11 protein-coding genes and 1 pseudogene are annotated in these 14,331 nt (G+C 73.0%); 11 read left to right on the plus strand and 1 reads right to left on the minus strand.

The window, feature by feature from the left end:
• Nucleotides 1–5: 5 nt before the first annotated feature.
• A complete protein-coding gene (locus tag D1781_RS02870) occupies nt 6–2,315 on the plus strand; it encodes an ATP-dependent helicase (protein WP_119480753.1) in 2,310 nt (769 codons plus the stop codon).
• Nucleotides 2,312–2,761 carry a GNAT family acetyltransferase gene (locus D1781_RS02875; RefSeq protein WP_119480754.1) on the plus strand — a complete coding sequence of 150 codons (450 nt, stop codon included), beginning with the start codon at nt 2,312–2,314 and terminating at the stop codon, nt 2,759–2,761. The genes D1781_RS02870 and D1781_RS02875 overlap by 4 nt, the downstream gene beginning before the upstream one ends.
• 65 nt (nt 2,762–2,826) lie before the next feature.
• Here D1781_RS02875 and D1781_RS02880 read toward each other — a convergent pair whose 3' ends face one another.
• Nucleotides 2,827–3,327, minus strand: coding sequence for a MarR family winged helix-turn-helix transcriptional regulator (locus D1781_RS02880; protein WP_119480755.1), 501 nt, complete (start codon nt 3,325–3,327; stop codon nt 2,827–2,829).
• 127 nt (nt 3,328–3,454) lie between these two features.
• Here D1781_RS02880 and sucC point away from each other — a divergent pair, with 127 nt between their 5' ends.
• From sucC to D1781_RS02925, 9 genes and pseudogenes are all read left to right on the plus strand, one after another.
• Nucleotides 3,455–4,621, plus strand: coding sequence for an ADP-forming succinate--CoA ligase subunit beta (sucC, locus tag D1781_RS02885; protein WP_119480756.1), 1,167 nt, complete (start codon nt 3,455–3,457; stop codon nt 4,619–4,621).
• A 13-nt stretch (nt 4,622–4,634) separates the two neighbouring features.
• The gene (gene sucD, locus D1781_RS02890; RefSeq protein ID WP_119480757.1) at nt 4,635–5,525 is read left to right on the plus strand and encodes a succinate--CoA ligase subunit alpha; all 891 of its coding nucleotides are present in this window, start codon (nt 4,635–4,637) and stop codon (nt 5,523–5,525) included.
• A gap of 194 nt (nt 5,526–5,719) precedes the next feature.
• Nucleotides 5,720–6,829: a cell division protein PerM gene (locus D1781_RS02895; protein ID WP_119480758.1), complete on the plus strand. Its 1,110-nt coding sequence runs from the start codon at nt 5,720–5,722 to the stop codon at nt 6,827–6,829.
• Nucleotides 6,830–6,839: 10 nt separating this feature from the next.
• On the plus strand, nt 6,840–7,427 hold the full coding sequence (purN, locus tag D1781_RS02900; protein WP_119480759.1) for a phosphoribosylglycinamide formyltransferase: 588 nt from the start codon (nt 6,840–6,842) through the stop codon (nt 7,425–7,427).
• Nucleotides 7,424–9,001, plus strand: a complete 1,578-nt coding sequence (gene purH, locus D1781_RS02905; protein ID WP_119480760.1) for a bifunctional phosphoribosylaminoimidazolecarboxamide formyltransferase/IMP cyclohydrolase — start codon at nt 7,424–7,426, stop codon at nt 8,999–9,001. Before purN ends, purH begins: the two co-directional genes overlap by 4 nt.
• A gap of 132 nt (nt 9,002–9,133) precedes the next feature.
• Nucleotides 9,134–9,697, plus strand: a complete 564-nt coding sequence (locus tag D1781_RS02910) for a dihydrofolate reductase family protein (protein ID WP_119480761.1) — start codon at nt 9,134–9,136, stop codon at nt 9,695–9,697.
• Nucleotides 9,698–9,730: 33 nt separating this feature from the next.
• A pseudogene (locus D1781_RS02915) lies at nt 9,731–10,237 on the plus strand (AAA family ATPase); the annotation flags it as partial.
• A gap of 400 nt (nt 10,238–10,637) precedes the next feature.
• Complete coding sequence (locus tag D1781_RS02920) at nt 10,638–12,422, plus strand: ABC transporter ATP-binding protein (RefSeq protein WP_119480763.1); 1,785 nt, start codon at nt 10,638–10,640, stop codon at nt 12,420–12,422.
• Nucleotides 12,419–14,230 carry an ABC transporter ATP-binding protein gene (locus D1781_RS02925; RefSeq protein ID WP_119480764.1) on the plus strand — a complete coding sequence of 604 codons (1,812 nt, stop codon included), beginning with the start codon at nt 12,419–12,421 and terminating at the stop codon, nt 14,228–14,230. The genes D1781_RS02920 and D1781_RS02925 overlap by 4 nt, the downstream gene beginning before the upstream one ends.
• Nucleotides 14,231–14,331: the final 101 nt, after the last annotated feature.

Consider the following 14,331-nt stretch of genomic DNA (forward strand, 5'->3'; position numbering starts at 1 on the left):
TCATCATGACGCAGCTGGTGCAGCCCATGTCGGTGGAGGGGTCGTCGGCCCTGCTCGAGGGGTTGAACCCGCGGCAGCGCGAGGCCGTGCTGTACCGCGGACCCGCCCTGCTGATCGTGGCGGGAGCCGGCTCGGGCAAGACGAGCGTGCTCACCCGCCGCATCGCCTCCCTCCTGGAGACGCGCGAGGCGTGGCCGAGCCAGGTGCTCGCCATCACGTTCACGAACAAGGCCGCGGGCGAGATGCGGGAGCGCGTGCGCCACCTCGTCGGGCATGCCGCCGACGGCATGTGGATCTCGACGTTCCACTCCGCGTGCGTGCGCATCCTGCGCCGCGAGGCGGAGGTCTTCGGCTACGCCTCCGGCTTCACCATCTACGACTCCGGCGACCAGCGCGCCCTGCTGAAGCGCATCGTCAAGCAGTACGAGGCCGACGTGATGGGGCTGTCGGTCGCGAACGTCGGCGCGCGCATCTCGAAGCTCAAGAACGAGCTGATCGACGCCGAGTCCTTCAGCCGCGACGTGAACCTCGCGGACCCGAAGGAGGCGCTGTTCCTCACGATCTTCCGCGAGTACACGCGCACGCTCCAGGCCGCGAACGCGTTCGACTTCGACGACCTCATCGCCCAGACGGTGTACCTGTTCCGGGCGTTCCCGCACGTCGCCGAGCCCTACCGGCGCCGGTTCCGGCACATCCTCGTCGACGAGTACCAGGACACGAACCACGCCCAGTACGCGCTGATCCGCGAGCTCACGAAGCCGGCGCCCGGCGTCCCGGCCGCGTCGCTGACCGTGGTGGGCGACTCCGACCAGTCGATCTACGCCTTCCGCGGCGCCGACATCCGGAACATCATCGAGTTCGAGCAGGACTTCCCCGAGGCCACGGTCGTGCTGCTGGAGCAGAACTACCGCTCCACGCAGACGATCCTCGACGCGGCCAACGCGGTCATCGCGAACAACTTCGACCGCAAGCCGAAGAACCTCTTCACCGCGGGCGGCGCCGGCGACAAGATCGTCGGCTTCACCGGGTACTCCGGCCACGACGAGGCGCAGTTCGTCGCGGACGAGATCGAGCAGCTGCACCGGAACGGCATGGAGTACCGCGAGATCGCGGTCTTCTACCGGACCAACGCCCAGACCCGTGCGCTGGAGGAGATCCTGATCCGGTCGGCGGTGCCGTACCGGATCCTCGGCGGCACGAAGTTCTACGAGCGCGCCGAGATCAAGGACGCGATGGCGTACCTCATCTCCGTCGCCAACCCGGCCGACGCCCTCGCCGTGCGCCGCATCCTCAACACCCCGAAGCGCGGCATCGGGCCGGCGACGGAGACCCAGCTCGCGAACTTCGCGGAGCGGAACGGGGTCACCTTCCGCGAGGCGCTGCGCCACGCGGCGGAGCTCGGCTTCGGGCCGAAGGTCACGAAGGCGATCACGGCCCTGTCGGACCTGCTCGACGAGGCGACCGCGATGACCGTGCCGCCGGCGGAGGGGAACGCGCCGATCCCCGTCTTCGACGTGCTGGCCCTCCTCATGCAGAAGAGCGGCTACGTCGACGCGCTGCGGGCGAGCAAGGACCCGCAGGACGAGGCGCGGATGGAGAACATCGAGGAGCTCCTCGCGGTCACGAAGGAGTTCCAGCGGAACAACCCCGACGGGCTGCTGATCGACTTCCTCACCGAGACGGCGCTCGTCGCGGCCGCGGACGAGCTCGACGACACGTCCGGCACCGTCTCGCTCATGACCCTGCACACCGCGAAGGGCCTCGAGTTCCGCGCGGTGTTCCTCACCGGCATCGAGGAGGACCTCCTCCCGCACCGGATGAGCGTGAACGAGCCGGGCGGCCCCTCGGAGGAGCGCCGGCTGTTCTACGTCGGCATCACCCGGGCGCGGGAGCGGCTGTACCTGTCCCTCGCGATGACGAGGAACAGCTACGGGGAGACGAGCGTCTCGGCGCCCAGCCGGTTCCTCGCCGAGATCCCGGGCGAGCTCATCGACTGGCGGCAGTCGCCCGGCATGACCGGCCCGGGTGCGGGCGGCCGTGCGGCGGGCAGCCTCGGCTGGAGCAGCGGCGGCGTCGGCGCGGGCGCGGGCCAGGCGAAGCCGAAGACCGAGTGGACCAACCGCGTCACGGGCAAGGTGCGCGACAACGGCGACCTCGAGCTCGCGATCGGCGACCGGGTGCGGCACGACGACTTCGGCGAGGGCCGCGTGCAGGCCATCACCGGCACGGCGGCGAAGCGGATCGCGGAGGTGCAGTTCGACACGGCGGGCAGGAAGCGGCTGCTCGTCAAGGTCGCGCCGATCGTGAAGCTGTGACGGTCCACCTCCGCCCGTTCGCCGACGCGGACGAGGACGCGGTCGTCGCGCTGTGGGAGGCGGCCGGCCTCACCCGGCCCTGGAACGACCCGCACCGCGACATCGAGCGGAAGAAGCAGGTCCAGCGCGAGCTCTTCCTCGTCGCGGAGGACGCGTCAGGCGCCTCGGGACGAGGCACGGGCGGGATCGTCGGCAGCGCGATGGCCGGGTACGACGGGCACCGCGGCTGGGTCCACTACCTCGCGGTCGCACCGGACCGGCGGGGGACCGGCCTCGGCCGGCTGCTGATGATGGAGGCCGAGGCGCGGCTGCTGGCGCTCGGCTGCCCGAAGGTGAACGTGCAGATCCGCGCCGGCAACGAGGCGGTCGGCGCCTTCTACGACCGGCTCGGCTACACGCCCGACGGTGCGACCGGGCTCGGCAAGCGGCTCGTCCCCGACATCTGAACCCCGACGCCCGAGCCCGGACCCCTGAGCCCCGACGCCTGAGCCCGGCGGTCCGACCGGCCGGCTCAGGTGGTGCGGGCCCGCAGCCGCGGGGTCGACGCCGGGCGCGACGGCGTCGCGTCCTCCTCGGCGTCCGCCGCGGCGACGGCCTGGGCGGCCGTGCGCTCGAGCGCCTCGCGCTCCGCGACCGAGAGGTGCTCCCGCAGCAGCGAGCGGACGGCCGCGACGTGCGCGTTGTCCGCCAGCTCGAACTTCTGCACCCCGGTGCGGGTCACCGCGACGGCGTGCACGCGGCCCGACTTCTGCCGGTCGATCAGCTCGCGGTGCTGCATGCGCGTGAGCTGGTGGGAGAGCCGGCTCTTGTCCCAGCCGAGCAGCGCCGCGAGCTCGTTCTGCCGCAGCTGCCGGTCCGGCGCGTCCACGAGGCAGCGCAGCACCTCGAACTCCGCCGAGGAGAGGTCCGCGGCGGAGCGGATCTGCAGCTCGACGACACCGGTCGCGAGGTCGGACAGCCGCTGGATCAGGCGCCAGGTCGACGCCTCTCCGCTCGTGAGCTCCACGGCCATCCCGGCACCGTATCCCGCGCAGGGTTGACGTGGCAACGTCGACGCCCTCGGGACCCTCCATGAGGCGCTCGGCGGCCGCCGGGTAGGGTTGCCCGGTTGTCAACCGGTGAGGAGACGTGGTCGTCCGATGGACCTCTTCGAGTACCAGGCACGTGACCTGTTCGAGCAGTACGGGGTGCCGGTGCTCGCCGGCATCGTCGCGGACACGCCGGAGCAGGCGCGGGCCGCGGCGGAGCGCCTCGGCGGCGTGACCGTCGTCAAGGCGCAGGTGAAGGTCGGCGGCCGCGGCAAGGCCGGCGGCGTGAAGGTGGCGAAGACGCCCGACGACGCCGAGGCCGCCGCGAGGGCCATCCTCGGGATGGACATCAAGGGCCACACGGTGAACCGGGTGATGGTCGCCGCGGGCGCGGACATCAAGGAGGAGTACTACTTCTCCGTCCTGCTCGACCGCGCGAACCGCTCCTACCTCTCGCTCTCCAGCTTCGAGGGCGGCATGGAGATCGAGGAGCTCGCCGTCACCCGGCCCGAGGCGCTCGCCCGCATCGAGGTGGACCCCGGCGAGGGCGTCACCCTCGAGAAGGCGGCCGCGATCGCCCGGGCCGCGAAGTTCCCGGCCGAGCTCGTCGACACGGTCGCGCCGGTCTTCGTGAAGCTCTACGAGGTCTACACCGGCGAGGACGCGACGCTCGTCGAGGTCAACCCGCTCGTGCTGACGGGCGGCGGCGACATCGTCGCGCTCGACGGCAAGGTGTCGCTCGACGACAACGCCGACTTCCGCCACCCGCGTCACGCGGAGCTCGAGGACAAGGCGTCCGCCGACCCGCTCGAGGCGAAGGCGAAGGCCTCGCACCTCAACTACGTGAAGCTCGACGGCGAGGTCGGCGTGATCGGCAACGGCGCGGGCCTCGTCATGTCGACGCTCGACGTCGTCGCCTACGCGGGCGAGCGCCACGGCGGCGTGAAGCCGGCGAACTTCCTCGACATCGGCGGCGGCGCGTCCGCCTCCGTCATGGCGGCGGGGCTCGACGTGATCCTCGGCGACCCGCAGGTGAAGAGCGTGTTCGTGAACGTCTTCGGCGGCATCACCGCCTGCGACGCGGTCGCGAACGGCATCGTGCAGGCGCTCGGCATGCTCGGCGACACCGCCACGAAACCGCTCGTCGTGCGGCTCGACGGCAACAACGTCGAGGAGGGCCGCCGGATCCTGCAGGAGGCCGCGCACCCGCTCGTGACGCTCGCGCTCACGATGGACGACGGCGCCGACAAGGCCGCCGAGCTGGCCGCTGCGAACTGAGAGGACGGGAACGATGTCGATCTTCCTGAACAAGGACTCGAAGGTGATCGTCCAGGGGATCACCGGCGGTGAGGGCACCAAGCACACCGCGCTCATGCTGAAGGCCGGCACGCAGGTCGTCGGCGGCGTCAACGCGCGCAAGGCCGGCACGACCGTCACCCACGGCGACGTCGAGCTGCCCGTGTTCGGCACCGTGAAGGAGGCGATCGCCGAGACCGGCGCCGACGTCTCCATCGCGTTCGTGCCGCCCGCGTTCGCGAAGGACGCGATGATCGAGGCCATCGACGCCGAGATCCCGCTGCTCGTCGTCATCACCGAGGGCATCCCGGTGCAGGACGCCGCGGAGGCGTGGGCCCACGCGAAGGCGACCGGCGGGAAGACCCGGATCATCGGCCCGAACTGCCCCGGCATCATCACGCCGGGCGAGTCCCTCGTCGGGATCACCCCGGCGACGATCACGGGCAAGGGGCCGATCGGGCTCGTCTCGAAGTCCGGCACGCTGACCTACCAGATGATGTACGAGCTGCGGGACCTCGGGTTCTCGACCGCGATCGGCATCGGCGGCGACCCGATCATCGGGACCACCCACATCGACGCGCTCGCCGCGTTCGAGGCGGACCCGGAGACGAAGGCGATCGTGATGATCGGCGAGATCGGCGGCGACGCCGAGGAGCGCGCGGCAGACTTCATCAAGGCCAACGTGACGAAGCCGGTCGTCGGCTACGTCGCGGGCTTCACCGCTCCCGAGGGCAAGACGATGGGCCACGCCGGCGCGATCGTGTCCGGCTCCGCCGGCACCGCGCAGGCGAAGAAGGAGGCCCTCGAGGCCGCGGGCGTGAAGGTCGGCAAGACGCCCTCCGAGACCGCCGCGCTGATGCGCGAGGTCCTCACCGCCTCCGCCTGAGGCTTCTCCTCCGTACATCCGGGGAACCGTGCGCTCGGCGTCCGGTTCCCCGGATGCGCGGAGAAACGGAACACCCCGGGGCGCCTGCGCCCCGGGGTGCTCCGCGTCCATAGCCTCGAGGGATCAGCAGCTCCGTCCTCGACGACGCACCCGACGTCGCCTCCGACCGGCCGACCCGGGCGCCCCGCCGCCGGGTGGGCGCCGTCGTCGTGGGCGCCGTCGACGGGCTGCTCGGCGTCGCGCTGCCGTTCGCGGTGCTCGCCGCGCTCGGCGTGCTCGCGTGGGCCGGCCTCGGCCGGGCCGAGGCGTGGACGCCCTCCGTCTCCGCCGCGGCGGACGCCTGGCTGATCGGCCACGGCGTCGACGTCCGCTTCACGGCCGGCGGCGCCGCCTTCACCGTCAGCGCCGCCGCGCTGGGACCGGCCCTCGTCACCGCGCTCGCGGCCGTCCGCGGCGGCAGGCGGGCGGTCGCGACGGATGCCCCCGCGCTCGCCTGGGCCGCCCAGGTCATCGTCACGGCCGTGCTCGCCGCGGTCCTCGTCGGCGTCGGCACCTCCGCGGCGGCCGCGCCCTCCGCCTGGCAGGGCGTGCTGGTCCCCGTCGCGCTCGTCGCCGTCGCGGGACTGGTCGGCGCGCGCTCCGCCCGGCCCGGCGCCGCGCTGCCGGACGGCGTCCGCACCGGGCTCGGCGCCCTCCTCCTCGTGCTCGCCGCGGCGGCCGTCGCGCTCGCCGTGCTGCTGCTCGGGCGCTTCGCCGACGTCGTCGCGCTGCAGGAGTCGCTCGACGCCGGGCCCGTCGGCGGGTTCGTGCTGACGTGCGCCCAGCTGCTCGCCGTCCCGGCGCTCGTCGTCTGGGCCGCCGCGTGGCTCGTCGGTCCGGGGGTCGCGCTCGGTGTCGGCTCGGCGACGAGCCCGTTCGTCGGCCAGGCCGGTCCGCTGCCGGCGCTGCCGGTGCTCGGCGCCGTCCCCGTCGACCCGCCCGCGTGGGCGGCCGCGGTCCTCCTCGTACCCGTCCTCGCCGGCTTCGCCGCCGCGGTCCTCGCGCGTCGGAGCGGCGCGACCACGCGCGCGCTCCCGCTCGGCCTGCTCGCCGGCGCCGTCGCCGGCGTCGCGCTCGGCCTGCTGTCCGCCGCGACCGCCGGTGCGGTCGGCCCCGGCCGGCTCGCGGCCGTCGGGCCCGACGCGCTGCTCGTCGCCGCCGCGACCGCGGTCCTCGTCGGCCTGCCCGCCGTGCTCGGCGCGGCCGTCGTCGCCCCCGCGCGCTCCGCCCTCCCCGGTTCGAGCGAGGACGACGGCCCCCAGTAGGCTCGCCGTCGTGCTGCGGCTCGTCGTGCTCATCTCCGGCGGCGGCAGCAACCTCCGCGCCCTCCTCGAGCGCTGCGACGACGCCGACTTCCCCGCGCACGTCGTGGCCGTGGGCGCCGACCGCGACGCCGGCGGCCTCGTGCACGCCGACGAGTTCGGGGTGCCCTCGTTCCTCGTGCCGTTCCCGCAGTACGAGACGCGCGAGGCGTGGGGCGAGGCCCTCGTCGAGGCCGTTCGGGTGTGGGCGCCGGACGTCGTGATCCTCTCCGGCCTGATGCGCCTGCTGCCGCCCGCCGCCGTCGACGCGCTGCGCCCCGGGCTGATCAACACCCACCCCGCCTACCTGCCGGAGTTCCCGGGCGCCCACGCCGTGCGGGACGCCCTCGAGGCCGGCGCGACCGAGACCGGCGCGAGCGTCATCGTCGTCGACCACGGCACGGACAGCGGCCCGATCCTCGCCCGCGAGCGGGTCCCGGTGCTGCCGGACGACTCCGAGGCGACCCTGCACGACCGCATCAAGCCCGTCGAACGGCGCCTGCTCGCCGACGTGATCCAGGGGATCGCGGAGGGGCGCATCGAACTGGAGGCCGCAGCATGACCACCGCCCGCACCGTCGCCCCGGGCGACGCCGACGTCGTCCCCGTCCGCCGCGCGCTGCTCTCCGTGAGCGACAAGACCGGGCTGGTGGAGCTCGGTGCGGCCCTCGTCGGCGCGGGCGTCGAGCTCGTGTCGACCGGGTCGACGGCGTCGACGCTGCGCGACGCCGGCCTCGCCGTGACCGAGGTGTCCGAGGTCACGGGGTTCCCGGAGTCGCTCGACGGGCGCGTGAAGACGCTGCACCCCGCGGTGCACGGCGGCCTCCTCGCCGACCTGCGGCTCGAGCAGCACGCCGCCGAGCTGACCGCGCTCGGCATCCGGCCCTTCGAGCTGCTCGTCTCGAGCCTGTACCCGTTCGAGCAGACCGTCGCCTCCGGCGCGGACGACGCCGCGATCGTCGAGCAGATCGACATCGGCGGGCCGGCGATGGTCCGCGCGGCGGCGAAGAACTTCGCGAACGTCGCGGTCGTGACCGGCACCGACGCCTACCCGGTCGTGCTCGAGGGGATCGCCGCGGGTGGCACCTCCCTGGAGCTGCGGCGCCGCCTCGCGGCCGCCGCCTTCGAGCGCATCGCGGCCTACGATCGGGCCATCGCCGACTGGTTCGCGGACGGTGCCGACGCCTCCGTGCGCTCCGGGAGCTACCGCTTCGTCGAGTCGCCGCTCCGCTACGGCGAGAACGCGCACCAGACCGCGGCGCTGTGGCGCGACCCCGCCGGCCGCGGGCTCGCGCAGGCGGCGCAGCTGCACGGCAAGGAGCTCAGCTACAACAACATGGTCGACGCGGACGCGGCCGTCCGCGCGGTCCTCGACTTCGACGAGCCCGCCGTCGCGGTGATGAAGCACGCGAACCCGTGCGGCATCGCGGTCGCGCCCGCGCACGCCGTCGACCCGATCGCCGCCGCTCACCGGCTAGCGAACGACTGCGACCCGGTGTCGGCCTTCGGCGGCGTGATCGCCGCGAACCGCACGATCACGCTCGACATGGCGGAGACCGTCGCCGGGATCTTCACGGAGGTCGTCGTCGCGCCGGGCTACGAGCCCGCTGCGCTGACGGTGCTCCAGCAGAAGAAGAACATCCGCATCCTCCAGCTGCCCGAGGGCTTCGCGCTGCCGGAGCGCGAGTTCAAGCAGGTGTCCGGCGGCGTGCTCGTGCAGGACCCCGACCGCTACGGCGTCGTCGACCCCCGCTCCTGGACCCTCGCGGCCGGGCCCGCGGCCGACGACGCGACCCTGGCCGACCTCGCCTTCGCCTGGCGCGCGGTGCGGTCGGTGAAGTCGAACGCGATCCTGCTCGCCTCCGGCGGCGCCTCGGTCGGCATCGGCATGGGCCAGGTCAACCGCGTCGACTCCTGCCACCTCGCCGTCAAGCGGGCGGGGGAGCGCGCGGCCGGCTCCGTCGCGGCCTCCGACGCCTTCTTCCCCTTCGCCGACGGCGCGGAGGTGCTGCTGGAGGCCGGCGTCCGCGCGATCGTGCAGCCCGGCGGGTCCATGCGCGACGCCGAGGTGATCGCCGCGGCGGAGGCCGCCGGTGTCTCGATGTACTTCACGGGCGAGCGCCACTTCTTCCACTGAGCCCACGGGAGCCGTCCCGCGGGTGCCGGCGTACTCGACCGGTCAGGGCCGCCGTACCCGGGAGATCGTCGCTCCGCGATGTCGATCTCCGGTGCCGCCGTTCGACGTCCTTCCGACGAGAGGATCACGGACATGCGAGAGCTCATCATCACCGCGTTCGTGTCGGTCGACGGCGTCATGGAGGCGCCGGGCGGCGAGCCCGGGTACCGCAACAGCGGATGGACGTTCCAGGGGATCGAGTTCGACCCCGCCGCCTACGAGCTGAAGGGCCGCGAGCAGGAGGAGGCCGGGGCCCTGCTCGTCGGCCGCGTCAGCTACGAGGCGTTCGCGCCCGTCTGGGGCGGCATGCCGGAGTTCGCCCGCTACAACGCCCTGCCCCGCTACGTCGTGTCGCGCACGCTGCAGGCCGACGACGAGCGGTGGCCGGCCACGATCGTGCGCACCCTCGACGAGGTCGCGGCGCTCAAGGAGGAGGACGGCGGCCCGCTGCTCGTGCACGGCAGCGCCCGGCTCGGCGCCTCGCTCACCGACGCGGGACTCGTCGACCGCTACCACCTGCTCGTCTTCCCCGTGCTGCTCGGCGCCGGGAAGCGCCTGTTCAGCGGGACGTCGCACGACATGACGCACCTGCGGCTCGAGGAGCACGAGGCCTACGGCAACGGCGTGCAGAAGCAGGTCCTCCGCGTCGTGCGCTGACGCCGGGCGCCGCGTGCCGATCCGTCGGCTCGCCGGGTGCTGGTGGTGCTGCGGGGCGGCGCGGGGTCGGGCGAGTCGACCGCCGCAGCGGCGCTGCAGCGCGAGCTCGGCCGGCCCGCCGCGGTACTCGGGCAGGACCACTTCCGCCGCGTCGTGTTCAACGAGCGGACGGGGGAGTCGCACCCCGACGGCATGGAGCACGCCGCGCTGCTCGAGCTCGCGGCGGAGCACCTGCTCGCGGCGGGGCGGCACGTCGTGATCGAGGGGATCCTCGCCGCGTCCCGGTACGCGGCGATGCTCGAGCGGCTGGCGGGCGCGGCCGACGACGCGCGCTTCCTCGCCGACGACCTGACGCTGGAGGAGACGGTGCGGCGTCACGCGACGCGGCCGCAGCCCGCGCACTTCGGGGCGGACGAGCTGCGGGAGTGGTACCGCGGCTGGGACCCGCTCCCGTTCGTGGCCGAGCAGCGCATCGGTCCGGAGGCGTCCGTGCAGGACGTGGTCGACCGGGTCCTCGGCGGCCGACCGTCGACCGGCTGAGATCTCGGGGCCCGCTGCGATCGCACCTCGATCTGCGGGACGCGCACCGCGAGTGCGCATCTCGCGGGCGCACAGACCGTTGTGCGGATGCTTGTGATTCCATATGCTGGAGGGCTGCCGCGGCTCGTCCACACCTCCATCTGGCGGGGAGAGCGCGGAGGCCGGCCGGGCGCCGTCGTGCGCCGGTCGACGAAGGGCAGGAGGCCGACATGTCCGCGATCACCGTCGAGCTCGTCGCCGTCATCCCCGCGCTCCGCGCTCGGGCCTGACTCCCGCCCCTCCTCCGCACCACATCCCCGGCCGCGCCCCCGCGCGGTTGAACCCGTCCAGCGCCGACGACGGCGCCTCCGACGTCTCCGCACCCCGCTGCGCCCTGCGCTCGGCTGCGGGAAGGAACACCATGACCGAACCCGTCCGGCAACCGTCGACGCTGCAGGCCCTGCGCCGCCTGGACCCCTTCGTGCGCCCGGTGCGCCGCAGCATCATCATCGCCATGGCGATGGCGCTCGCCGCCTCGCTCGTCTCCCTCGCCGTGCCCCAGGTGCTGCAGCGCATCGTCGACGGCCCGCTCGCGTCGAAGGACCCGGCGCAGATCCCTCCCGCCGTGGCGCTCATCGCCGTGCTCGGGGTGCTCGAGGCCGCGCTGTACTTCGCGCGACGCCTCTACATCGTCGGGCCGGCGACCGGCGTCGAGGCGAACCTCCGCCGCGCCCTGTTCGCGAAGCTGCAGGACCTGCCCGTCGCCTTCCACGACCGCTGGCCCAGCGGGCAGCTGCTGTCGCGCTCGATGAGCGACCTCAGCCTGATCCGGCGCTTCATCGCGTTCGGGTTCATCTACCTCGTCGTGAACGTCATCACGATCGCGGTCGGCGTGGTGGTGCTCGCGTTCCTGAACCCGCTGCTCGCCGTGGTGTTCACCCTGTGCTCGGTGCCGCTCTGGATCAACGGCTTCCGGTTCGAGCGCCGCTACCACGTGGTGGCGCGCCGGAGCCAGGACCAGCAGGGCGACCTCGCGACCCTCGTGGAGGAGTCGGTGCACGGCATCCGCGTGCTCAAGGCGTTCGGCCGCGGTCGCACGAAGCTGCAGGGCTTCCTGCAGCGCGCGGAGGAGCTGCGGGGCACCGAGATCGAGAAGGCGAAGGCGGTCGCGCAGATCTGGCTGTGGCTGCTGCTCGTCCCCGACGTCGCGTTCGCGCTGTGCCTGCTCGTCGGCGTCTGGCAGGCGAGCCTCGGCAACCTCAGCGTCGGCGGCCTCGTCGCGTTCTTCGCCACCGCGACCGTCCTGCGGTTCCCGCTCGAGTCGATCGGCTTCCTGCTGTCGATGATGTACGACACCCGGACGGCGACGGACCGCCTGTTCGAGGTGTTCGACGAGGAGAACACGATCCGGGACCCGGAGCACCCGAAGCACATCGCCGAGGCGCGCGGCCGGCTCGAGTTCCAGGACGTCCACTTCCACTACCCGGACGCGCCCGAGGGCGCCCCGGACCTGCTGGACGGCATGGACCTCGCGATCGAGCCCGGGGAGACCATGGCCCTCGTCGGGCTCACCGGGTCGGGGAAGACGACCGCGGTGGAGGTCGCCGGGCGCCTGTACGACGTCACGAGCGGTCGGATCCTGCTCGACGGCGTCGACATCCGCGACCTGACCCGCGTCGAGCTGCGCACGCACATCGCCATGGCCTTCGAGGAGGCGACCCTCTTCTCCGCGTCGGTCCGCGACAACGTGCTCCTCGGGCGACCCGACGCCGGCGACGACGTGCTGCAGGAGGCCCTCGACATCGCGCAGGCCGCGTTCGTGCACGACCTCCCCGAGGGTCTCGACACCGTCATCGGCGAAGAGGGGCTCAGCCTGTCCGGCGGCCAGCGGCAGCGCCTGGCGCTCGCCCGCGCGGTCGCGGCGAACCCGGCCGTGCTCGTGCTCGACGACCCGCTGTCGGCGCTGGACGTCGACACCGAGGCGCTCGTGGAGGCGGCGCTGCGCCAGGTGCTCACCCGCACCACGGCGCTGATCGTCGCCCACCGGCCCTCCACCGTGCAGCTCGCCGACCGCGTCGCGCTGCTCGAGGGCGGCCGCATCATCGCGGTCGGCACCCACACCGAGCTGCTCGCCACCAGCGAGCGGTACCGCTTCGTCATCTCGAGCCTCGAGGACGAGCAGACCTACGAGGAGGTGGACGCATGAGCTCGATCACCGGTGTCGCGGGCGAGGAGCGCCGCGACTTCGACAAGGCGGAGCGCCGCGTGCTGCGCCGTCGCTCCCTCTCCCTGCTCGGCAGCCTGCTCGCGCCGCTGAAGCGGAGCATCCTGCTCACGGCGCTGGTCGTCGTGGTCAGCACGGCCCTGCAGGTCATCGGGCCGGCGATCATCGCCTACGGCATCGACACCGGGCTGCCGGAGCTCCTCCGCGGGCGGGCGGTGCCGCTCGCCGGCTCCGTCGTCGTCTACCTGGTGGCCGGCGTGCTCTCCGGGGTGCTCATCGCGGCGTACACCGTGCAGACCGCGCGGATCAGCCAGGCGATGCTCATCGACCTGCGCGAGCGGGTCTTCGTGCAGACGCAGCGGCTCAGCCTCGAGTTCCACGAGCAGTACACGTCCGGCCGCATCATCTCCCGCCAGACGAGCGACCTCGACTCGATCCGGGAGCTGCTCGACGGCGGCATCAACGAGCTCGTGCAGAGCGTGCTCTACATGCTCTTCACCGCGGTCGCGCTCGTGCTGCTGGACGGCTGGAGCGGGCTCGTCCTGTTCTGCTCGTTCGTGCCGCTCTGGTTCCTCATCCGCTGGTTCCAGCGGCGCAGCGAAGCGACGTTCCGGGAGTCGCGGGTGTTCTCGGCGAAGCTCATCGTCTTCTTCGTGGAGACGATGACGGGCATCCGCGCCGTGCAGGCGTTCCGCAAGGAGCCGCGGAACGCGCGCGACTACGGCGAGCTGACCGAGGACTACCGCTCGATCAACGCCCGCGCCATCCGCCTGTTCGCCGTGCTGGAGCCCGGGCTGACGCTGATCGGCAACCTCACGACCGCGGCCGTGCTGCTGTTCGGCGCCTACCGCGTCCTGAACGGGGACCTCGCGATCGGCGTGCTGCTCGCGGCAGTGCTCTACACGCGGCGGTTCTTCGACCCGATGGAGGACATCGCGACCTTCTACAACGCGTACCAGTCGGCCGAGGCGGCGCTCGAGAAGATCTCCGGCGTGCTCGAGGAGAGCCCGACCGTACCCGAGCCGGTGCAGCCGAAGCCGCTCGGCACCGGGGTCACCGGCCGCGTGCGGTTCGAGGGGGTCCGCTTCGCCTACCGCGCCGACCGCGAGATCCTGCCGCACTTCGACCTCGACGTGCCGGCCGGGCAGACGATCGCGCTCGTCGGCTCCACCGGGGCCGGGAAGTCGACGCTGGCGAAGCTCATCGCGCGCTTCTACGACCCCTCCGACGGGCGCATCACGCTCGACGACGTCGACCTGCGCGACCTGACGAACCAGGACCTGCACCGCGCCGTCGTCATGGTGACGCAGGAGGCGTACCTGTTCTCCGGGTCCGTGGCCGACAACATCGAGCTCGGGCGCCCCGGTGCGACCCGGGAGGAGATCGAGGCGGCCGCGCGGGCGGTCGGTGCCGACGCCTTCATCCGGTCGCTGCCGGACGGCTACGACACGGACGTGAACAAGCGCGGCGGCCGCGTCTCCGCGGGGCAGCGGCAGCTGATCTCGTTCGCGCGCGCGTTCCTGGCCGACCCCGAGGTGCTGATCCTCGACGAGGCGACCGCGTCGCTCGACATCCCGAGCGAGCGGCTCGTGCAGGAGGCGCTGCAGACCCTGCTCGCCGACCGGACGGCCCTGATCATCGCGCACCGCCTCTCGACGGTCGCGATCGCGGATCGCGTGCTCGTGATGGAGCACGGCCGGATCGTGGAGGACGGGACGCCCGCGGACCTCATCGCGGGGACCGGGCGCTTCGCCGCCCTCCACGCGGCCTGGCGCGACTCCCTGGTCTGAGCTCGCGGATCCGCAGTTCTTCCTCGACACGCCGGGCTCGGGTGCCCCGGGTCCGGCGTGTCGGGCGGGAACTGCGGATCCGCGGAGGAACTGCGGATCCG

Origin of the sequence: Amnibacterium setariae, assembly GCF_003581425.1 — a bacterium.
GTDB classification, from domain to species: Bacteria; Actinomycetota; Actinomycetes; order Actinomycetales; family Microbacteriaceae; genus Amnibacterium; species Amnibacterium setariae.

Excerpts from the sequence above, each read along its gene's own strand:
- D1781_RS02870 (WP_119480753.1), top strand. The coding sequence starts at position 6 with ATGACGCAGCTGGTGCAGCCCATGTCGGTGGAGGGGTCGTCGGCCCTG.
- D1781_RS02880 (WP_119480755.1), bottom strand. The coding sequence starts at position 3,327 with ATGGCCGTGGAGCTCACGAGCGGAGAGGCGTCGACCTGGCGCCTGATC.
- sucC (WP_119480756.1), top strand. The coding sequence starts at position 3,455 with ATGGACCTCTTCGAGTACCAGGCACGTGACCTGTTCGAGCAGTACGGG.
- sucD (WP_119480757.1), top strand. The coding sequence starts at position 4,635 with ATGTCGATCTTCCTGAACAAGGACTCGAAGGTGATCGTCCAGGGGATC.
- purH (WP_119480760.1), top strand. The coding sequence starts at position 7,424 with ATGACCACCGCCCGCACCGTCGCCCCGGGCGACGCCGACGTCGTCCCC.
- D1781_RS02910 (WP_119480761.1), top strand. The coding sequence starts at position 9,134 with ATGCGAGAGCTCATCATCACCGCGTTCGTGTCGGTCGACGGCGTCATG.
- D1781_RS02920 (WP_119480763.1), top strand. The coding sequence starts at position 10,638 with ATGACCGAACCCGTCCGGCAACCGTCGACGCTGCAGGCCCTGCGCCGC.
- D1781_RS02925 (WP_119480764.1), top strand. The coding sequence starts at position 12,419 with ATGAGCTCGATCACCGGTGTCGCGGGCGAGGAGCGCCGCGACTTCGAC.